This is a genomic window from Sphingomonas sp. 1F27F7B (assembly GCF_005503355.1).
In the GTDB taxonomy this organism is placed as follows: Bacteria; Pseudomonadota; Alphaproteobacteria; order Sphingomonadales; family Sphingomonadaceae; genus Sphingomonas.
Genome location: NZ_SCMK01000001.1, coordinates 105,912 through 123,225 on the forward strand (window position 1 = coordinate 105,912; position 17,314 = coordinate 123,225).

The following is a 17,314-nucleotide window of genomic DNA, read 5'->3' on the forward strand; positions in this document are numbered from 1 at the left end:
GATGTGCGGCTGCACGGATGCGACCACCCCCGCCAGGGCAGGCCCGCAAAGATCTGTCAGCGGATACGGAGCAGCTTGCGATAGTCGCCGTTCATCATTGCGATGCCGTCGCGGACCAGGCGCACGACGAACGAACGTGAGGCCGACATCTTCCAGTCGCTCGCCGATAGCCGGATCGCATCGTCGCGGCCCAGTTCGGCAGCGATCTCGCGGTAGGTCGCGCCGGAGTCGCGTAGGTCGAGCGCGCAGAGCATCAGGTCGAGCCGGACAAGCCGATAGGCGGTGAGCGGCCAACCGCGCGGCAGTGGCCCTGGCGCTCGCCCGAGCAGCCGGCGGTGGAAACGCAGCAGGCTCGCGATGCGGGTGATGAAATCCTTGTCGAGCGGGATGACGGCGGCGAGCGGCTGACCGGGCGTCGGCGCGCGGAACCAAAGCCGATGCTCGCCCGCAGCGTCGGCGACGATGACATGGCGTCCGTCGATCCCGGCGAGGTCGGCAAGCAGCGCACCCAGCGCGCGCGGATCGACCGGGGCTGCTGCCTCAAATCCCTCCGGTGCGGCGTCCAGAATGACCGTGACGGCGGTCAGTTCGGGGCGCCAGGCGACCGGCTCCGACAGGTCATCCGGCGCCGTCGCGAAAGGACAACCCCCAGCGCCGCGCGAATGCCGCCTCGGCGGTGTTCCTCGCGACGGCGCCGCTCGCGATGCTTTGCTGCATCTGCGCATGTTCGGCGCGGTAGGTGTGGTTCCTTCGCAGGAATTCGGCAGCTAGATCGGCGCGCCCGAGCGCGCCGGATAGACCATCGGCGCGCCGCTGGCGACGCCGTGGCGGCGTCGGCATGGCATCCTCCCATGTGCGTATCGCACATACTTCAGGGGTGTCATGATGGCGTCGTGATCGCCCCCAGATAGCGCAAAGGTTGCGCTCAGCCATGCCTGTCGCGCGGCGGGACTGACGACTTAATCGCACCAAATCGGACGAAATATTAACGATTTAACGGCGGTTCCGCACCTAGCAGATGTGCATATCCGACCTCTGTCATCCACCTTGCGCGCGCGAGGTGGCTCGCGTGCACCGCCTTCGCCCGTTCGGGTTCGATTGCGGCATCGATACCGAAAATCTCGGCAGCGACGGTGCGCCAGTCTGCGCCCCCATCCTCGGCATCGAGCAGGCGCAGATAGTCCTGCGCATGGCTTTCGTCATACGCCGTCACCTTTGCAGCCTCCGGCGCCTGATCCTTGAACTGGCATCTGCTCATGGCGTTGGTCCCGCCCCGTTAGCCAATCTAGCCGAAATACACCGCCGGGCTATGCGCAAGTCCTGCATCGTTGAATGCACTAATGGCAGAGATAGCGCGCACCAATCAGTGAATACACCTTATATGGGATAAACCGAATAAGTTGTATCGTCCAGTTTGCCGCGCATGGACATGCGGCGCCTCGTGGGATTGAACTTTGCCAGATTGAGGAAGGAGAAGGGCTTTACCCAGGAGCGCTTTGCCGAGACGTCCGGCTTTACCCAACAATATGTCAGCGATCTGGAACGCGGTCGACGTAATCCGACGGTCGTTACGTTGTTTCACCTGGCCTCGGCACTCGGCGTAACGCCGGCCGAACTTGTCGCTGCGACCGATCTCTCCGAGACCGACTAACCTTCATCTGAATTTGCGAGCCGGGCGTCTGCCCGGCGAGCGCGATTGCGACCGCGCGGATCTTGGGACGCGCGGTCGCCGCCGGTCCGCCATGGCGGATCGGCGCGAATTGGCGGAACCGCAGGGCCGACATTTCGGCCCTGCGGTAATGGGGGTCAGGCCGCTTTGAGGCGCTGCATTCCCTCGGCCAAGGTCCAGAGAGCGCGATTGAGCGTCACATTCTGGTCGATACCGTTGATCGCACGGGTCTGGGCGCGGCGGATGCGGCCTTCTGCGTTGCGCCTGCGGCCCTGCAACCCGCCCCGAATGACATTCTCCTGTATCACGTTGAACGTGGTCCACAGGCTGCGGTCGGTGTCCTCGCGGCGGCGCGGCTCGATGATCTGCTCAGGCCGCAACGGGCTTTCGTCCTCGCCATAGCGCGCGACAAGGCTAACCTCGCCGAGCAAGCGCCTTTCGTCCTCGGAAAGCTGAATCCCCTTCATGGTTTCGCTGGCGTCGATCAGCCGGGGGAAATCCTCGGCCACGGTATAAACGCCCTCGATAATGTCATGCTCTATATTGCCCTTGTGCGGAACGCGGACCTCCTCAAACCGCTCGCCCGCAATCATGCTGTTCGTGCAGACGAACCGCAGCATCCCGGCAAACATCTGATAGGCGCTGGTCCCGTCATGGCTGTTGACGATGATGACCTCGGCGGCCTCGGGCTTGCCGATGCCGTCAGCACGGCGCAGGCGCAGCATATGTTTGGCGTGGCCGTGGCGGCTGCCGTCGCGGGGAACGGACTGCACGGCGAAGAACGGGAACCATCCTTCCCGGCGCACCCCCTCCACGATGTCGATGGTCGGAACATAGACGTAGCGATCCGACCGGCTGTCGTGTGCCTCGCGGGCGAAGATGGACGGGACGTGCCGATACAGTGCCTCATTGTCGAGCGGCTCCCTGCCGCTGATCTGGTGGGCATTGCGGCCGAACCGGGTGGCAAGCTGATGATACATGGCTGGACTCCTTGGGCTTGGGTTTCCGCGCAGCGGAGCGCCGCGCTGAAACCCTGCCCGTCGGCGAGACCGGGGGTGCAACCGGAGTGGGCTGCTTCGCGGGGAACCGGCTGCACGGAACGCGAAGCGTGGAGGAAGCTGGGCGGAAGCCGCTCCGAAGGGCGCCAGGGGCAGCGCCCCAAGCCCCTTGTTGTTGTCAAAGCAAGCGCTTCCCGGCGCTAGCGCTTCGACATCACATATCCCGAAAATGTCAGTCGGCTCGAACCGCATCCTTCTCTGTTCCCCAACGATCTCGGCCCGATCGCTTAGCCGTGGGGAATCATAGACGCGGTCGGCAGGTCATCTGTCGCGGGCGTGCCCCTCGTAGCGGCCGTCCAGATTCCGCTCGAAGAGTACACCCCTTTGTAGTCGAAGCTCTGCCGCCAGCTCATCATTGAGCGTGATGGAAATGCTGGAAAGTTTGAGGGGCTTCCGTCGCCCGACGACGCGGGCATAGACAGTGATCGCATAATCGCCGGGCTCGAACCGATATTCGTCCTCATGGACGGAAAGAACGAAATGATGATTGGCGGCCAGCCCCGCACGGCTGATATATAGACCGCTGCCGGCGGACAGCTTCTCGGTTTCGCCATAACCCCAGAAGCTGAACGTCCGTTCGGTGCCGTTCCTGAGCGCCTTAACATACATGCCTTCGACAACCTGTCCCTGAGCAGCGGTGCTGTAGAGCAGCGTCCGAAGGAAGATCTTAGGTGTGGGTTTTGGCACGATGTCATGGCCGAAAAACACGATCGTCGGCATCGTCATTGCCAAGCGCCCTCGGCGAAGAAGGACCAACCAGAAGGTACCGACCGAAACGGCGAGCGACGCTATGGAAATCGGGACGCTGATCATCTCCATTGTTACATCATGCTCCTGCGGTCTGAGTGGCTTCCGCAATTGCCTTTTGTAATCCGGCCGCGGCTTCAAGGGTCGTCGCGTCGACTAGAGATGCATCCTTGGTTCCGGCGATGCCGATGAGGATGGAAGCGACGGCAGCCGACAAATCCCGCAGTTGCTGCGACCGAAAATCACTGGGGTCGATTTCGTCAAAGTCTATGTCGTCGATGCTTCTGGAGAGCACCGCGAACCAAGGAGCATCGGTTTCCAGGAGCCGCGTGAATTTCTCATATCCGATGATACGGAACCGCCGGACAGAATCCGGGTCTCGTTCAATCATCGCGTCGCCCAGCGCGTCCTGCCAATCGCGATAGAGCAGCGCTTCACGGTAGGACAATCCGCCGACGGCGCGCTCTACGGTTTCTCTTACAACATCGTCATCCGGCGCCTTGCCCCCCGTTTCCTTGGCGAGATACGCGGCAAGACGTCGGCAAATTTCCAACTTTTTATCGACGGGAAGACTCCGAAGGTGATCGGGGTCTGATTTCAGTTTACCCTCAGTGGCTGTGTGAGCCTCCACTTCGAAGCGCATGGCTAGGGCTGCTTGGCAGGTCTGATCGAGCCTTGTGAGATCGATACCCCAAAGGGCGCTAAGTCGCGTCAGGCGATGGAGTTCAACGTGTGGTCCGTCCGCGAGCGCCTTTTGAAAAGCTGCGATCTGCTTTGAAATCGGCGTGGCGACGTTTGTTTTTCCACGCGGCAGGGCACGCAACTCAAGGTTCATCCCCCGAATCCACCCGATCAGCGTCGCGATCCTGTAGAGTGTGCTGATCCGCTTGTAGGCGTTGAAATCTAACGGAAGCGTGGAAGTCTTCAAAAACGCATGCCGCTTGTCGATAAATATTTCTTTCGATCGCCAGACGATCTTCTCGCAGGACTCGCTTAGCGGCGCCAGATACTGACGATATACAGTAGCCTCCGATTGCTCCCTGACGCGCCGTTCTTTCAAACGCTCGAAGAGATAGTCCTTTAATATCGAGACGAGTAGCGCGCTGGTTGCGCCGATGATCGCCGCCCACACGACCATACTGGAAGCAGGCGGCGCTGCGACAGGTAACGGCGTCGACGATGCCTGGACCGCAGCATGTGTGAGTGCAGCCATCGTCTCGGACGCTAACGCGGTTACTGATAGATGAGCCACGATCCCCCCTCGACCCGCAGTAACAGAAGCTCGGCAGAACGTAATCGTCGATTGGGACGGCTTTGCATTTGTCGTCAAGACGGCGTGCTGTTTCGACGAGAATGACGCCCCGCTCCGAGGAGCGGGGCGTCATTGGCTGGTCAGCGCGACCAGATGAGGACGTATTCGCCGGCGGTGTCGCTCTCGGAGAGCGTGGCGTAGACCGGAGCCGGGAAGCTCGGGTCGTCCAGCTTGGCTGAGATGTAGTCGCGGCCTTCGCGGCTGGTCTTCTTCCAGGCCGCGCCGATGTCCATGTCAGCGGTGCTGATGCGGAAGTCGGGGGATTTCTCGCCGTCCTTGTCGACCGGGCGGAGGGTCGCCTTGGTGTTGAGGGTAAGCGTCTTGATGACGCCGGCGAACTCGCCCTTGCTGTTGGCGGTGAAGGTACCGATCGTAGCCATGTCGTATTCTCCTGCTTGCTCGGACCGCGCCCATCGCGGCCTCGATGGCGTTTCGTCGGCTGGGGACGATCGACCGCGCACCCGAAGGGCCGCAGCGCAGCGGAGGATGGCGGAGCGCCGCTTTTTTGCCTCGCGATGCAAAGCCGCAGGCGGCGGAAAAAAGTGGCGATCCGCCATTGCGGGAAGGCGAACGGCCTCGGGCAGACCAGCCATTGGGGAGGCTGTTTGGGCAGCGCCGGGCTAGGAATAGCAGAGGGACAAAGCGATCGTGGCGCACACGCGCGAAACGAGGAGGTCAGTAGCGCCCATCATTCCCGCGAAGATGCTACGCCGGTGCGATGACGAATCACGACTACCAGCGGGAAGACCAAGACCCTCGCGAGGGACTGGCGGAGGAAGGATTGCTCTCGCCCCTGATCGAGGACTGGCGGGCGATCTACATCGAGAATTATGCGCCATGATTCGACCTGGCGCGCGACGTTAATCGTTACGCCACCTGGCTCTTCCAGGAACATCAGGACGCCGGCAATGGTGGGCCGGCTGATGCGCAAGCCCCGACAGCGGTGCGCATGTATGGGCGCGCGATGAACGCGTTCGCGGCATCTGTCATGCTGGCCGAACGCGCCATGGCCATCGAAGCGGCGGGCGCCGTGCGCGCGATCTACGAAGTGGGATTCTGGCTGAGCCTGCTCGCCACCGATCCACTCAAGGCGCTCGAAGCGCTGGAGATCGACGAGCACGACAATGCGATCCAACGGGAGATATTACTTCGCGAAGAGCATCCCTCGGATGCCGCCGTTGTCGCGGCGTCGCTGAAGCGCGAGGCGCATCACGTTGCGAAGCTAGCCAAACGAAAGAGCCTCAGTGTTAAAAAGATCGCCCAGACCATGCCGAAACGGTCGGGTTATCTCGAATATCGTTTGGTCAGCGCTTTTTACGGCCATCTGTCCAGCAGCAGTCTCGATGGCTTGAAGAAGAGAAATGGCAAAGGCGGCGTGACCAATATTCTGGGTCCGTTCGAAACGGAGATCCCGAAAGCGCTGTCCTTCGCGCTCGACGCGATGCTTCGCTGTACCCGCTATTTCGAAGTCATGATGAAGGAAGGCCGGCAACCCGACCGCCTGGAGAAGGCTCACCGCACCTTGCTGGGCCTTCAGGACGCACCTTGATCGAACAGCGGCGGCGCGCGACAAGCGCGCCGCCGCGATTTTTCCGGTCGAAGGATAAGGCCGGAGCCGCTCGCGCGGCCCCGGCCCAATGCCGCTATTCGGCGGCGACGGCAAAGGACGCTTCGCCGTCCTCCCCGACGGTCCCGGCGTCCTCGGCCTCGACGGTCGCGGGCTGCTCCGCCTCCGGCTCGGGCGTCCGCAGGATCGCGGGCAGCCAGCCGGTCCCGGCCAGAAGCTGCTCGGCGGCTTGCGCCATGTCCAGCTTCTTCATGTCCGCGATACGGCGGGCGGCATCCTCCGACACGCCTTCGGCGACGGCCTCCACGATATGCGCCTTGGTGACACGGCCAAGGTAGCTGTCCACGGTAGGTGTCCAGTCCCTCGCCACGTCCAGTGCCAGCTCGGTCGCCAGCCTGTTCGCCGTTTGCAGCGAGCGGGGTTTGCGGTCCCACGGCAGACGCAGTGCGTTGACGGTGCGCGCCGCGCAATGCGCCAGCAACGCAATGCGCTTTTCGTCCGCCAGTCCGACGATGAAGTCCCACAGGTCAGCCACGTCACGCGGCATGCGCTCGGCCCATGCCTCATGCTGCGCGCTCGCCCGCGCCGCCAAGGGCGTGTCTTCGATCCCGTCCGCATGGCTTCCCAGGGGGGTCACGGTCGGACGAACCTCAAGGCAACCGGCCTCGGCATAGCTGTAGAACAGTTGCGCGGTCAGGGTATGGGTCAGCGCGATCAACGCCGTATCGGGCTGATCGGCCAGCGCCACGCGAAGCGCCAGCGTCCGATGCGCGGACAGGTCGCGGGTGAGGCTGTCGGAAATCGGCTTGCCCGGCTCCTCTTCCTCCTCAACGTCCTGCACGTCCTCATCGCCATCCTCCGGCCGCTCGTCCTTCCCGGTCTCCGGGACGGTCGCATCGCCTTCTTCCGGCTCGGGCTGTGGGTCGGCCAGCGCCTCATCCTCGAGCCGCACGAAACCACGTTCGACTCGAACGCTGCCATCATGGTGCAACACGACGAACGCCCCACCATGCGCGATCACATTGGCGTCGTAGGCCGAACGCTTGGCCGAAATCGTGTCGATCTCGTCGGACACCGCCTCCAGCTTCGCCGCAACGTCCTCGGGCATTTCGTCATAGGACGAATAGCCATCGGCAAGCGTATCATACTCGGCGGACAGCGCGTCCAGCCGCGCCTCGTCCTCGTCGGACAGGGCGATGGGCTGCGGATAGAAACGCCGCATCCCGTGGGCATGAGGATAGTCGATATGCGCCTCGGCCCATTTCCAGCCCTCGGCCTGCACCTCGCTCGCAATGTCGCGCAGCTTTTCGGCGGCGAGCATATCGAGCAAGCCCACATCCTCGAAGAACCCGCCACGGTCCTCGCTGAACAGGTCGCGGATGATATTGCCGCCGGCCTCAACATAGGCGTCGGCCCCGATGAATACCGCACGGCGATCATCGGCGGGCACGTTGGCGGCGGTCATGTCGCGCCGGATGATCCAAGGTTCGCGATTGTGATGCAGGCCCTCAAACACTTGCTCCTGCCGGGCATGGTCCTCGGTGATGGCGAAGGCCATAAGCTGATCCAAGGTCAGCCCATCCTCACGATAGACCTGCAACAGCTTGGGGCTGACAGCGCCAAGGCGAAGCCGCTGCTTCACCACGCCCGCCGACACGCCGAACCGCGCGCCGATCTCCTGCGCGCCCCAGCCTTTATCATTGGAAAGCTCCGCAAACCGCTCGAACTGGTCGGCGGGGTGCATCGGGGTCCGGGTCACGTTCTCGTCCAGACTGATCTCGGACGGATCGTTGGCGGTATCCAGCCAGCAGCGCACCGGCTCGGATTTCCTGATCTGCTTGCGCTTGGCGCGCAGCAGCATCGCCAGCCTGCGGCCCTCGCCAGCGGTAACGAGATAATAGCCGGTCGGCGTCCCGTCCTCCTTGGTTTCCGGCTCCACGACAAGGTTCTGGATCAGCCCCTTATGCTGGATCGACGCGGCCAGCGCCTCGATAGCGGCCTCCCCATGCGGCACCTTACGGGCGTTGCGCGGGGACTTCTTGAGCTTGGCGAGCGGCACGAAAATCTCGACGCCCGATACAGGCTCGGCAGCAACGGTTTCGGTAACAGCGTTCATCACACTTCTCCTAAAAACCGCACTCACCCCGGAATGGGGTGGGCGGCGAAGAAGCGACCGGCAGGCCCGCCGACGGAGCCGGGACGCACCCGAAGGGCTGGAACGAAGAGGAAGTAAGCGCGGCCACGCGCGTTGCGGCCCGGCGCGGCGGGCCTAAAGGGAAGCGACGCCCACCCCATCGCGGGAGTGAAACGACACAGCAGCGCGATCGGGCCGGCGCAGCCCTGGCCCGATCTCCGCAGCATTGAATAGCGACAATCCGCGATGCGGATTGCCAACCAGCGCGTCAGCGCCAACCCGCCATGCTAATCGTCACCCGGCAGGGACGAGACCCGTCAGGGGCTCGGTCGGAGTGCAGCGGAGATAGAGCGGCGGTCCCGCAGGGAGGCGCCCCCCCCGCCCAACTTGCCTTTCTCGTCATTTCGATTATATTTTAATCAGATTGATGGCAGGTGATAAACATGGCGACTGAGACGAAGGTATTGACCGCGCACGTCCCCTTGGGGCTCGCGGAAAAGGTTGAAGCGATGGCCTCGCGGCTCGAACGCTCGCGCGGCTGGGTGATGAAACAAGCGCTCGCCGCATGGGTCGATCAGGAGGAGGAACGTCACCGGATGACGCTCGAAGCCCTTGATGACGTCGATGCCGGACGGGTGATCGACCACCAGGCGATCACGGCATGGGCCGACAGCCTTGGGACGGACAAACCGCTGCCCTCACCGATCAAATGAAGATCCAGTGGACCAGCAAGGCGTCGTCGGACCTTGTGCGTCTGCACGAGCATCTGAGCCCGGTCGCGCCCGAAGCGGCAGCGCGCGTGGTCCAGCAGCTCGCCCACGCACCGGATCGGCTGCTCGATTATCCGAGGATCGGCGAGAAGCTGGAAGCCTATGAGCCGCGCGAGGTCCGCCGGATCATCGTGGGCAATTACGAGATGCGCTACGAGCTCGTAGCGGCGACCATCTTCATTCTGCGCCTCTGGCATTGCCGCGAAAACCGCAGCTTCGAGTCGGAGGAGTAACGGCGATGGCGCTGGCGACCACGGGCCGCGACGCGGCGTTCGGCGGCAAAGCCGCCCTGAACACTTATCTGCGCTACGCCGGGCCGGACCGTTTGCACCCAGCCCAGCCGGGCATCAGCATCGGCGCATGGCCCTGTCTCGCAAACGTCGTCGTCGCGCGCCGCGCGGCTGGTCGGACGGTCTCGACGACCTGCACGACTATATGCAGGCGCCAGCGAAGCGCGCGCCGTCCCGCGCTCGCGCCATCAAAGATTGCGGGCCATTCGCGGTCACGGACGATTGGCCCGAGCGGGTGCCGATCGGCGACGCCGAGTTGCGCGTCATCGAAGGCCATTTGCGCAAGGAGCTGGACGACCTGTTCGGCCCCCTGCCGTGAACTAAGGAGGATAAGGCCATGACCGACGCCGCCCTTCGCGTCGAGGACACCCCGCCGGTCATGGCAATAGCTCGCGCCGCGCTCTATCTGCGCGTTTCCACCGGCCGCCAGGCCGAGAGCGACCTGTCGATCCCCGACCAGCGCCGCCAGATCGAAGGCTATTGCCTGTCGCGCGGCTGGGAGGTCGCGGCCGAGTTCGTCGAACCGGGCAACACCGCGACCGATGATCGTCGGCCGGCATTTCAGGCGATGATCGACGCAGCGATGCAGAAGCCGTCGCCGTTCAACGTGATCCTGGTCCACAGCTTCTCGCGCTTCTTCCGCGACCAGTTTCAGTTCGAGTTCTACGTCCGCAAGCTGGCGAAGAATGGCGTGCGGCTGATCTCGATTACGCAAGATTTGGGCGACGATCCGATGAGCGTGATGATGCGCCAGATCATGACGCTGTTCGACGAATATCAGTCGAAAGAGAACGGCAAGCACACGCTGCGATCGATGAAGGAGAATGCGCGGCAAGGCTTCTGGAACGGCGCGCGGCCACCCATCGGCTATCGGATCGTCGAGGCTGGCCACCGCGGCGCGAAGATCAAGAAGAAGCTGGAGATCGACCCGATCCAGGCCGAGACGGTGCGGCGCATCTACCGGATGGCGCTGAACGGCGTTGATGACAACGGGCCGATGGGCCTCAAGGCAATCGCGACCTGGCTCAACGACAACAATATCCGCACCCGCGACGGCGGGCGCTGGGGGCTTGGAGCCGTGCATCAGGTGCTCACCCGCACGACCTATATCGGCCAGCACAAGTTCAACTATCGGGATTATCGCACCAAAGCCCCCAAGCCCGAGAGCGAGCACGCGATCATGGAAGTGCCCGCCATCGTCTCGGAGGCGGAGTTCGAGGCCGTGCAGCGGTCGCTCAAGGCACGCAGCCCGAAGATGATGCCGCCGATGGCCGTGGGCGGCCCAACGCTGCTCACGGGTATCTGCTTCTGCGCGTGCTGCGGCGGCGCAATGACGCTGCGCACCGGCACCAGCAGCGTCGGCCGCGAGTATCGCTATTACACTTGCTCCACGAAGGCGCGGCAGGGCGCGAAGGGCTGCCCTGGCATCACGGTCCCGATGGATCGGCTGAACGAAGCCGTAGTCGGGCATCTAGAGTGGCGACTGCTCGATCCGAAGCGGCTTGAAGAGATGATGGATCAGATTCTCGAACGCCGCGACGAATGGGTGGATCAGCGGCGGCTCCATGTCGCCGATCTGGAGCGCCGCGCGACCGAGGCCGAAGCGAAGCTCAAGCGACTCTATGACGCGATCGAGAATGGTGTGATCGACGTGAGCGATTCGTCGCTCAAGGATCGGATCGCCGAACTGACGGCAACCCGCGATCAAGCCAGGGGCGATGCCGAGCGGGCGGTGGCGCATATCGAGAAGATCGGTCCTGCGATCACGCCAGAGAGCCTGCGTGCCTTTGCGATGGCGGCGCGCAAGAAGCTGCGTCAGGGCGATGGCTCATTTGCCCGCGATCATATCCGGGCGGTCGCGCAGCGCGTCGAGGTGGTCAGCAAGACGGAGGTTCGGATTCGCGGCCTGCGCAGTGAGTTGCTCCGAACCCTAACCGCCGCCTCTGGCGTAGAGGCGGCGGTGCTAGGCGTTCGCGCCTTTGAACCGAAATGGCGCGCCCGGAACGATTCGAACGTCCGACCCTCAGATTCGTAGTCTGATGCTCTATCCAGCTGAGCTACGGGCGCGCTGTGGAGGGGTGCCTTTAGAAGCGGTTTTCGGATCGCGCAAGCCGTTGCGTGCAGTTTTCCACAAGCATAAGGCGCAGACATGCGATTTATTCTGCTGCTCAGCCTCACCGGCCTCGCCGGCTGCACCCAGACGACGGGCCGCTACCCCTCGCTGCTGCCCCGTCCGGTCGAATCGACCAGCCTGGCCGAGCCCGAGCGGCCCATGCCGGTCGCGACGCCCGATGCCGCGCTCGACAAGCGAATCGCCGAGATTCGCGCGGGGCTCGACGCGGGGGCCAAGGCCTTCGCGGCGGGCGCGCAGGAAACGGAGGCCAAGATCGCCGTGTCGCGCGGCTTGCCCCAGGGCTCCGAAGCCTGGCTGCAGGCGCAGGTGGCGATGGGCGAGCTCGCCGAGCTGCGCCGCCCGGCGGTATCCGCATTGTCCGATCTCGAGGAAATGGCGACTCAGCGCGGCGTGGACGGCCTGGCCCCCTATCCCGCGCTCGACGCCGCCATCGCCGACGCCGATCGGGCCGCATCCACCCAACAGGCGCGAATCGATTCGCTCGAGGCCGCGCTGGGCGGCACCCGCGGCTAGTCAGTTGCCCGCCAGCTCCGGGTGCAGCACCCGGAGCACCGGCACCACCGAAGCATAATCGTCGGTCCAGGGCTCGAACCCCGGCCAGGACTGGAGCCGGCGCCAGCCCCCGCCCCGCGCCACCAGCCGATCGAGCACCGCCTGGTCATGGCTGAGCGCGATCCATTCGGAAGCCGATTCGGCCTCGGGCTCGACCTGCTGCACCTTGGTGCCGCCGCCAGGCTGCGGCGAAGCGACGAAATGCGGTTCCGGCTCATAGGACAACCGCACCGCTTTCCAGCCGCCGTCGCGCGCCGCAGCCGACACTACGGGGGCCAGCGCCATGAACCGGTTGGAGATGTGGACGAGCAGCAACCCGTTCGGCGCCAGTACCCGGCCATAGGTGACGAAGGCCTGGCGAGTCAGCAGGTGCATCGGCACCGTATCCGACGAGAAGGCGTCGAGCGCGAGCAGGTCGAGGCTGGCGCTCTGCGTCTCGGTGAGGCGGACGCGCGCATCGCCGATCGAGATGCGCGTCTGCGGCGCGCATTGCTTGAGGAAGGTGAATTTGCCCGAATCGCGGGCAAGATGGACGATCGCCGGATCGATCTCGAAGAAGCGCCAGCTCTGCCCGGGCCTGGCATAGCAGGCGAGTGTGCCGGTGCCGAGGCCGACCACGCCGACCCGGGCCGCGGGACCGTAGAGATCGGGCAGCGCCTGCATCGCCTGTCCCACGCCCGATCCGGGCACATAATAGGTCGTCGGCCGGGTCGAGAGCGCTCCCTTCAGCTGGATGCCATGAAGCGTCGTGCCGTGCGCGAGCTGGCGTTCATTGTCATAGTCGGTGACCGTATAGACGCCGAAATAGCTGCGCGTGCGGGCATCGGTGAGCGAGAGCTGGATCGAGCGATAGCCGCCGAACAGGATCAGCCCGCCCGCCAGTGCGGCCAGATAGGCCGGACGGCGCCCCACCGCGAACAGGCCGAGCAGCGCGACCAGCACGAAGGCGATCTGCTCGTGCATGATGCCGAGAAGGTTGCCGGGATTCACCGCACCGAGCCAGACCAGCAGCACGACGAGCGCGACCAGCGTGATCGTCTTGCCCCGCGTCCCGTGGCGCCAGAAATCCCCGATCGCCGAGAGCAGGAACATCTGCGGGCAGAGCGCCCCCGCCGCCAGGACCAGCAGCGGATATTCATAGGTCCAGTCGAACAGGATCGGCGCGATCAGGCCGGCGAACACGCCGCCCAGCACGCCGCCCACCGACATGGCGAGGTAGAAGCCGGTGAGCCGGTCCGGCGCCGGCCGCAGGGCATACATGCGCGCGTGCAGCGTCACCGAGACGGTGAAGAGCAGCAGCAGCCCGATGATCGCGTTGAGATAGGCAAGCTGCTGATGGCCGGCGATCAACGTCGCGCCGAACATCAGGATGATCACCGGCGCGAACTTGGTCAGGATCTCCGGCAGCACTGCATTGTCGCGAAACGCCACCGAGAAGCTGAGCAGATAGAGGCCGAGCGGCAGCACCCACAGCATCGGCACCGCGACGATGTCGGTGGTGAGGAAGGTGGTGGTCGCCAGCATCAGCCCCGAGGGGACGAGCGCCAGCGCGATCCAGTGGAATACCCGGCGCCAGGGCGGCGCGGGCGTATGATGCACGACATGCGGCTCGCCTTCCACCCGGCGCGGCAGCCGCGAGGCGCAGCCGGCGACCAGCAGCAGGACCAGGGCATAGCCGCCGGTCCACAGCCAGCTCTGGCCCTTGAGCGCGAGATTGGGCTCGACGATCAGCGGATAGGCGATCAGGCCGCCGAAGCTGCCGATGTTGGAGGCGGCATAGAGCGCATAGGGATCGCGGCCATGGCTGGCGATGCTGTACCAGCGCTGGAGAAGCGGCGCCTGGGCCGAGACGGCGAAGAACAGCGGACCGATCGAGGCGACGAGCAGCCACGGCACCCACAGCGCCGGCTCGGCTTCGGCGGGCAGTTCCATGGCGATCACGCCGATCGGCAGCCAAAGTGCCGCCACCAGCAGCACCGCGAGATGAATCGTCGCCTGGGCCCGCGGCGGCACCCGGCCGAGCCAATGGGCATAGGAATAGCCGCCGAGCAACAGCGCCTGATAGACCAGCATCGCGCTGTTCCACACCGCAGGGGCACCGCCCAATTGCGGCAGCGCCATGCGCGCGACCATGGGCTGGACGAGGAACAGCAGGAAGGAGCCGGCGAGGATCGCGGCGACGAACAGCCAGCGCGTGGTGCGCGTGCCGGCCTGCGGCATCACGTCGTCGATTGCATTTTCCATCGCTTCAGGTCTCTGCGCCGCTGTGCAGCGACTCGGCTTGCCGATGGATGAACCACGAGCGGAAATTCAGGAAGTTTAGGGCACGGAGCCCCCGATTCCCCCGTCCGGAGTCTCCGCTCCATTCGGACGAGGCAAGTTGCAGGATGTGCGACACGTTCATGCAGCGGACGCAAGCAGAGGAAATGCCGCTAGTAAAGGGCCTGGGCGTGTCGGCACCGGAAGGCCGGCCCGTCCGGCGCTTCAATCCGCGGGGCGTACGATCCGATAGGTGATGTGCGGGTTCAGCCAATCGGGCGCCTGCGGATGGATGAAGTCGTCGGCGGGAACCCGCGTCATGCCCAGACGCTCCATCAGCCCCCAGCTGCGGGTGTTGCCCGGCACCGTCATCGCCGCGACCGTCGGCACGTCGAGATTGGCCCATGCCCAGTCGAGGCTCGCCTGGGCCGCTTCCCGTGCATAGCCCTTGCCCCAATGCGCGCGCGCGACGCGCCAGCCGATCTCGACCTCGCCGAACAGGGGCGTGCCTTCCGGGCCGGGCTTTAGGCCGCAAAAGCCGAGAAAGGCGCCATCCTCCTTGCGCTCGACTGCCCAGAAGCAATAGCCGTGCGCGTCGATCAGGGCATTCTGCCGCGCCATGGCCGCGTCCGCCGCCTCCGGAGACAGTGGCGGGCCGAGAAACTCCATCACCAGGGGATCCTGGCCCATGGCATGCCAGGCCGGACGGTCGCCCTCCTGCCAGCGGCGCAGGATCAGGCGTTCGGTCTCGATCATCGGGGACGCTCCAGCATGTAGACGATCATCGCGCCGACCGGGTCTTCGGGCGAATAGCCATGAAGGCGGAAATCGAGGTCCGGACGGCGCTGCATGCCGAGCCGCACCATCAGGCCCCAGCTGGCGCGGTTCTGGATCGTCGTCCATGCACCGATCGCCCGCGCGTCGAGATTGGCCCAGCCCCAGGCGATGCTCGCCTCCGCTGCTTCGCGGGCATAGCCCTTGCCCCAATGCGCCTCGGCGACTCGCCAGCCGATCTCCGGCATTCCGGCGACGGGCGCCTCGGAGCCATAGTTGCTGGCGATGCGGATGCCGCAGCTGCCGACCAGCTCGCCGGTCTCGCGGAGCAGGGTTGCCCAATAGCAGAAGCCATGGCGAGCCTGGTCATCGAGCCGGCGCGCGAACATGGCATCGATATCCGCGGGCGCCTTCAGGCCGCCGAGCCGGGCCATCATCGCCGGCGTGTTGACCAGGGCCTCGAACGCCGGACGATCAGCGGGTGCCCAGGGGCGAAGGCGCAGGCGCGCGGTCTCGATCATGCCGGGCGGTCGATCGCATAGACGATCATCGCGCCCAAGGGATCGCCGGGCGCATAGTCGGGATGGCGGAAATCCAGATCGGCGCGGCGGCGCATGCCGAGGCGCTCCATCAGCCCCCAGCTGCGGCTGTTGCCGATCACTGTCCAGGCGGCGATGCGCGGTCGCCCGGTATTGGCCCAGCCCCAGGCGATGCTTGCCTGCGCCGCCTCGCGCGCAATGCCCCGCCCCCAGAATTTCTCGCCGATGCGCCAGCCGATCTCCAGCTCCTCGGGCACCGGCGTGCCGGGATGACCGCCGATCCGCAGGCCGCAGACGCCCGCCATCTCGCCGGTCTCGCGCAGCTCGACCGCCCACATGCAATGGCCGTGGCGCGCCTGCTGGTCGATCATCCTGTCGATGATCGCGTCGTGCCGCGCCTGGGGTACGGGGCCGCCGAAATGCTCCATCATCGCCGGCGTGTTCGCGAGCGCATGGAAGACGGGCTTGTCCGCCTCGCGCCAGGGGCGGAGAAGCAGGCGCTCGGTGGCGATCACTTCGCCAGCAGCCGCGCCGCCAGCGGCGCATGATAGCTGAGCACGCCCGAGCAGCCGGCACGGCGAAAGGCCATCAGCGTCTCGAGCACCAGCGCGTCGCGCTCGCCCGCCCCGGCAGCCGCGGCGGCTTCGATCATCGCATATTCGCCGCTCACCTGATAGGCGAAGACCGGCACCTGGAACGCGTCCTTCACGCGCAGGATGATGTCGAGATAGGGCAGCCCGGGCTTGACCATCACGCTGTCCGCGCCCTCGGCCAGGTCGAGCGCGACTTCGCGCAGGGCTTCCTCGGCATTGGCCGGGTCCATCTGATAGGTCTTCTTGTCGCCCTTGAGCAGCCCGCGGCTGCCGACCGCGTCGCGGAACGGGCCGTAGAAAGCCGAGGCATATTTGGCGGCATAGGCCATGATCTGGACGTTGACATGGCCGTTCGCCTCAAGCGCGCCGCGGATCGCGCCCACGCGGCCGTCCATCATGTCCGACGGGGCGACGATATCGGCGCCCGCCTCGGCCTGGAGCAGCGCCTGGTCGACCAGCACCGCGCTGGTCTCGTCGTTCAGGACATAGCCCTGGGCATCGACGATGCCGTCATGGCCGTGCGCGGTATAGGGATCGAGCGCCACGTCGGTGAGCACGCCGATCTCGGGCACCGCATCCTTGATGGCGCGGATCGCCCGGCACATCAGATTGTCGGGGTTGAGCGCCTCGCGCCCGTCATCGGTGCGCAGTTCCCGGGGGGTATTGGGGAAGAGTGCCAGGCACGGAATGCCGAGGTCGCGCGCCTCCCTCGCCCGCTCGACGATCGCGCGGAGCCCCCAGCGCGAGACGCCGGGCAGCGACGCGATCGGCTCCTCCGCCTCGCCTTCGGTGACGAAGAGCGGCCAGATCAGGTTCGCCGGAGTGAGCAGGGTTTCCGCGTGCAGCCGGCGGCTCCATTCGGAAGCGCGGGTGCGGCGGAGGCGGAGCGCGGGATACTGACTCATGGCCGCGCTGA

At 65.2% G+C, this 17,314-nt stretch carries 20 protein-coding genes, 1 tRNA gene and 1 pseudogene; 7 read left to right on the forward strand and 15 right to left on the reverse strand.

Translation table 11 applies throughout. The annotated features are described in order from the left end of the window. Positions 1–56: 56 nt before the first annotated feature. From FFS08_RS23930 to FFS08_RS00510, 3 genes are read right to left on the reverse strand one after another with little or no spacing between them, the layout of a single operon-like run. The gene (locus FFS08_RS23930; RefSeq protein WP_200888830.1) at positions 57–725 is read right to left on the reverse strand and encodes a DUF2285 domain-containing protein; all 669 of its coding nucleotides are present in this window, start codon (positions 723–725) and stop codon (positions 57–59) included. Then, complete coding sequence (locus FFS08_RS23935; RefSeq protein ID WP_349304136.1) at positions 619–933, reverse strand: transcriptional regulator domain-containing protein; 315 nt, start codon at positions 931–933, stop codon at positions 619–621. Before FFS08_RS23935 ends, FFS08_RS23930 begins: the two co-directional genes overlap by 107 nt. A gap of 52 nt (positions 934–985) precedes the next feature. Then, entirely contained in the window at positions 986–1,258 is a 273-nt protein-coding gene (locus FFS08_RS00510) for a DNA -binding domain-containing protein (protein WP_086129733.1), read from the reverse strand. A 171-nt stretch (positions 1,259–1,429) separates the two neighbouring features. Here FFS08_RS00510 and FFS08_RS00515 point away from each other — a divergent pair, with 171 nt between their 5' ends. Then, positions 1,430–1,651: a helix-turn-helix domain-containing protein gene (locus FFS08_RS00515; protein ID WP_425338744.1), complete on the forward strand. Its 222-nt coding sequence runs from the start codon at positions 1,430–1,432 to the stop codon at positions 1,649–1,651. 155 nt (positions 1,652–1,806) lie between these two features. Here the strand turns inward: FFS08_RS00515 and FFS08_RS00520 are convergent, their stop codons facing one another. The 4 genes from FFS08_RS00520 to FFS08_RS00535 form a co-directional block, all read right to left on the reverse strand. Next, the gene (locus FFS08_RS00520) at positions 1,807–2,649 is read right to left on the reverse strand and encodes a DUF932 domain-containing protein (RefSeq protein WP_086129731.1); all 843 of its coding nucleotides are present in this window, start codon (positions 2,647–2,649) and stop codon (positions 1,807–1,809) included. 339 nt (positions 2,650–2,988) lie between these two features. Beyond that, a complete protein-coding gene (locus FFS08_RS00525) occupies positions 2,989–3,546 on the reverse strand; it encodes a hypothetical protein (protein ID WP_086129730.1) in 558 nt (185 codons plus the stop codon). Positions 3,547–3,553: 7 nt separating this feature from the next. Beyond that, positions 3,554–4,687, reverse strand: a complete 1,134-nt coding sequence (locus tag FFS08_RS00530) for a hypothetical protein (protein WP_137861103.1) — start codon at positions 4,685–4,687, stop codon at positions 3,554–3,556. A gap of 179 nt (positions 4,688–4,866) precedes the next feature. Then, positions 4,867–5,166: a DUF736 domain-containing protein gene (locus FFS08_RS00535; protein WP_086129728.1), complete on the reverse strand. Its 300-nt coding sequence runs from the start codon at positions 5,164–5,166 to the stop codon at positions 4,867–4,869. A gap of 338 nt (positions 5,167–5,504) precedes the next feature. On the opposite strand from FFS08_RS00535, the gene FFS08_RS24170 reads away from it, so the two are divergent. After that, positions 5,505–5,627, forward strand: coding sequence for a hypothetical protein (locus tag FFS08_RS24170; protein WP_256924155.1), 123 nt, complete (start codon positions 5,505–5,507; stop codon positions 5,625–5,627). Positions 5,628–5,735: 108 nt separating this feature from the next. After that, positions 5,736–6,335: a DUF5677 domain-containing protein gene (locus FFS08_RS00540; RefSeq protein WP_086129727.1), complete on the forward strand. Its 600-nt coding sequence runs from the start codon at positions 5,736–5,738 to the stop codon at positions 6,333–6,335. 94 nt (positions 6,336–6,429) lie between these two features. Here FFS08_RS00540 and FFS08_RS00545 read toward each other — a convergent pair whose 3' ends face one another. Continuing rightward, positions 6,430–8,469: a ParB/RepB/Spo0J family partition protein gene (locus tag FFS08_RS00545; RefSeq protein WP_086129726.1), complete on the reverse strand. Its 2,040-nt coding sequence runs from the start codon at positions 8,467–8,469 to the stop codon at positions 6,430–6,432. Between the two features lie 461 nt (positions 8,470–8,930). Here FFS08_RS00545 and FFS08_RS00550 point away from each other — a divergent pair, with 461 nt between their 5' ends. The 3 genes and pseudogenes from FFS08_RS00550 to FFS08_RS23940 form a co-directional block, all read left to right on the forward strand. Then, positions 8,931–9,200, forward strand: a complete 270-nt coding sequence (locus FFS08_RS00550) for a CopG family ribbon-helix-helix protein (protein ID WP_086129725.1) — start codon at positions 8,931–8,933, stop codon at positions 9,198–9,200. Further along, complete coding sequence (locus FFS08_RS00555) at positions 9,197–9,490, forward strand: type II toxin-antitoxin system RelE/ParE family toxin (protein WP_086129724.1); 294 nt, start codon at positions 9,197–9,199, stop codon at positions 9,488–9,490. Before FFS08_RS00550 ends, FFS08_RS00555 begins: the two co-directional genes overlap by 4 nt. 436 nt (positions 9,491–9,926) lie before the next feature. Then, positions 9,927–11,009, forward strand: a pseudogene (locus tag FFS08_RS23940) (recombinase family protein); the annotation flags it as partial. A 9-nt stretch (positions 11,010–11,018) separates the two neighbouring features. Here the strand turns inward: FFS08_RS23940 and FFS08_RS23945 are convergent. Next, positions 11,019–11,288 (reverse strand): hypothetical protein, encoded by a 270-nt coding sequence (locus FFS08_RS23945; RefSeq protein ID WP_241213342.1) that lies wholly within the window; start codon positions 11,286–11,288, stop codon positions 11,019–11,021. A 249-nt stretch (positions 11,289–11,537) separates the two neighbouring features. Next, positions 11,538–11,614, reverse strand: a tRNA-Arg gene (locus FFS08_RS00565). Between the two features lie 82 nt (positions 11,615–11,696). On the opposite strand from FFS08_RS00565, the gene FFS08_RS00570 reads away from it, so the two are divergent. Then, on the forward strand, positions 11,697–12,194 hold the full coding sequence (locus FFS08_RS00570) for a hypothetical protein (protein ID WP_137861102.1): 498 nt from the start codon (positions 11,697–11,699) through the stop codon (positions 12,192–12,194). Here FFS08_RS00570 and FFS08_RS00575 read toward each other — a convergent pair whose 3' ends face one another. The 5 genes from FFS08_RS00575 to hemB all read right to left on the reverse strand — a co-directional run bounded on the left by FFS08_RS00575 (position 12,195) and on the right by hemB (position 17,303). Beyond that, positions 12,195–14,477: a spermidine synthase gene (locus FFS08_RS00575; protein WP_249340941.1), complete on the reverse strand. Its 2,283-nt coding sequence runs from the start codon at positions 14,475–14,477 to the stop codon at positions 12,195–12,197. It lies immediately after the preceding gene. Between the two features lie 240 nt (positions 14,478–14,717). After that, entirely contained in the window at positions 14,718–15,248 is a 531-nt protein-coding gene (locus FFS08_RS00580; RefSeq protein WP_137861101.1) for a GNAT family N-acetyltransferase, read from the reverse strand. Further along, positions 15,245–15,787 (reverse strand): GNAT family N-acetyltransferase, encoded by a 543-nt coding sequence (locus FFS08_RS00585; protein ID WP_137861100.1) that lies wholly within the window; start codon positions 15,785–15,787, stop codon positions 15,245–15,247. The genes FFS08_RS00580 and FFS08_RS00585 overlap by 4 nt, the downstream gene beginning before the upstream one ends. Further along, a complete protein-coding gene (locus FFS08_RS00590; RefSeq protein ID WP_137861099.1) occupies positions 15,784–16,320 on the reverse strand; it encodes a GNAT family N-acetyltransferase in 537 nt (178 codons plus the stop codon). Before FFS08_RS00590 ends, FFS08_RS00585 begins: the two co-directional genes overlap by 4 nt. Continuing rightward, positions 16,317–17,303 (reverse strand): porphobilinogen synthase, encoded by a 987-nt coding sequence (hemB, locus tag FFS08_RS00595; RefSeq protein ID WP_137861098.1) that lies wholly within the window; start codon positions 17,301–17,303, stop codon positions 16,317–16,319. The genes FFS08_RS00590 and hemB overlap by 4 nt, the downstream gene beginning before the upstream one ends. Positions 17,304–17,314 lie beyond the last annotated feature (11 nt).

What these genes read in the sequence shown, in the direction of transcription:
- FFS08_RS23930 (WP_200888830.1), bottom strand. Translation starts at nt 725, where the DNA reads ATGCGCAGATGCAGCAAAGCATCGCGAGCGGCGCCGTCGCGAGGAACA.
- FFS08_RS23935 (WP_349304136.1), bottom strand. Translation starts at nt 933, where the DNA reads ATGGCTGAGCGCAACCTTTGCGCTATCTGGGGGCGATCACGACGCCAT.
- FFS08_RS00510 (WP_086129733.1), bottom strand. Translation starts at nt 1,258, where the DNA reads ATGAGCAGATGCCAGTTCAAGGATCAGGCGCCGGAGGCTGCAAAGGTG.
- FFS08_RS00515 (WP_425338744.1), top strand. Translation starts at nt 1,430, where the DNA reads ATGCGGCGCCTCGTGGGATTGAACTTTGCCAGATTGAGGAAGGAGAAG.
- FFS08_RS00520 (WP_086129731.1), bottom strand. Translation starts at nt 2,649, where the DNA reads ATGTATCATCAGCTTGCCACCCGGTTCGGCCGCAATGCCCACCAGATC.
- FFS08_RS00525 (WP_086129730.1), bottom strand. Translation starts at nt 3,546, where the DNA reads ATGGAGATGATCAGCGTCCCGATTTCCATAGCGTCGCTCGCCGTTTCG.
- FFS08_RS00530 (WP_137861103.1), bottom strand. Translation starts at nt 4,687, where the DNA reads ATGGCTGCACTCACACATGCTGCGGTCCAGGCATCGTCGACGCCGTTA.
- FFS08_RS00535 (WP_086129728.1), bottom strand. Translation starts at nt 5,166, where the DNA reads ATGGCTACGATCGGTACCTTCACCGCCAACAGCAAGGGCGAGTTCGCC.
- FFS08_RS24170 (WP_256924155.1), top strand. Translation starts at nt 5,505, where the DNA reads ATGACGAATCACGACTACCAGCGGGAAGACCAAGACCCTCGCGAGGGA.
- FFS08_RS00540 (WP_086129727.1), top strand. Translation starts at nt 5,736, where the DNA reads ATGTATGGGCGCGCGATGAACGCGTTCGCGGCATCTGTCATGCTGGCC.
- FFS08_RS00545 (WP_086129726.1), bottom strand. Translation starts at nt 8,469, where the DNA reads ATGAACGCTGTTACCGAAACCGTTGCTGCCGAGCCTGTATCGGGCGTC.
- FFS08_RS00550 (WP_086129725.1), top strand. Translation starts at nt 8,931, where the DNA reads ATGGCGACTGAGACGAAGGTATTGACCGCGCACGTCCCCTTGGGGCTC.
- FFS08_RS00555 (WP_086129724.1), top strand. Translation starts at nt 9,197, where the DNA reads ATGAAGATCCAGTGGACCAGCAAGGCGTCGTCGGACCTTGTGCGTCTG.
- FFS08_RS23945 (WP_241213342.1), bottom strand. Translation starts at nt 11,288, where the DNA reads ATGCGCCACCGCCCGCTCGGCATCGCCCCTGGCTTGATCGCGGGTTGC.
- FFS08_RS00570 (WP_137861102.1), top strand. Translation starts at nt 11,697, where the DNA reads ATGCGATTTATTCTGCTGCTCAGCCTCACCGGCCTCGCCGGCTGCACC.
- FFS08_RS00575 (WP_249340941.1), bottom strand. Translation starts at nt 14,477, where the DNA reads ATGGAAAATGCAATCGACGACGTGATGCCGCAGGCCGGCACGCGCACC.
- FFS08_RS00580 (WP_137861101.1), bottom strand. Translation starts at nt 15,248, where the DNA reads ATGATCGAGACCGAACGCCTGATCCTGCGCCGCTGGCAGGAGGGCGAC.
- FFS08_RS00585 (WP_137861100.1), bottom strand. Translation starts at nt 15,787, where the DNA reads ATGATCGAGACCGCGCGCCTGCGCCTTCGCCCCTGGGCACCCGCTGAT.
- hemB (WP_137861098.1), bottom strand. Translation starts at nt 17,303, where the DNA reads ATGAGTCAGTATCCCGCGCTCCGCCTCCGCCGCACCCGCGCTTCCGAA.